Source organism: Palleronia abyssalis (genome assembly GCF_900302445.1).
GTDB lineage: Bacteria > Pseudomonadota > Alphaproteobacteria > Rhodobacterales > Rhodobacteraceae > Palleronia > Palleronia abyssalis.
In genome coordinates this window covers 1-713 of the sequence record NZ_ONZF01000047.1, presented here as the reverse complement: position 1 = coordinate 713, position 713 = coordinate 1, and the positions used below count along the sequence as shown (strand labels likewise).

Here is a 713-nt window from a genome sequence, read left to right as displayed (position 1 = left end):
TACTCGGCAACGGTCCCTGACGACCAAGAGGGGTACGATCCATCCCCCGCCACCACGCCGATTTGCGCGATCTGCGTGGTGGCTCCCATCATGCAACAAGAGCTGAGACATCAATAAGACAAGAGGGGGCTAGCGATCATACGTTCAACATCGCGCCGAACCTTCTGGGTCGGGATTTCCATGCAGATCATCCAAACGAAAAATGGGCGGGCGACATCAGCTACATCTGGACCCGGGAAGGCTGGGTTTATCTGGCCGTCGTTCTCGATCTGCATTCCCGGCGCGTGATCGGCTGGGCGATCAGCAACCGGCTGAAGAAAGATCTGGCGGTCCGGGCGCTGAACATGGCGATCGCCGTGCGGCGGCCGCCCAAGGGCTGCATCCAGCATACCGATCGCGGCAGCCAGTATTGTTCTCACGACTATCAAAAGATCCTGCGCCGGAACGGCTTAAAGGTATCGATGAGTGGCAAAGGAATTTGCTACGATAACTCCGTCGTGGAAACGTTCTTCAAGACCCTGAAGGCCGAGCTGATCTGGCGACGATCCTGGTCGACACGCCGCGACGTCGAACTGGCCCTCTTCCAATACATCAACGGCTTCTACAATCCACGGCGGCGACACTCAGCACTGGGCTGGAAAAGTCCCTCGGCCTTCGAACGATAGGCCGCCTAAATGAGCACCGTGACCGGAACCAAACCGCGACAGGTCCAG

General features: G+C 58.2%; 1 pseudogene. It reads left to right on the top strand.

Annotated elements, in window-relative coordinates:
• Positions 1-98: 98 nt before the first annotated feature.
• Positions 99-665: pseudogene (locus tag PAA8504_RS21730) on the top strand (IS3 family transposase); the annotation flags it as partial.
• Positions 666-713: the final 48 nt, after the last annotated feature.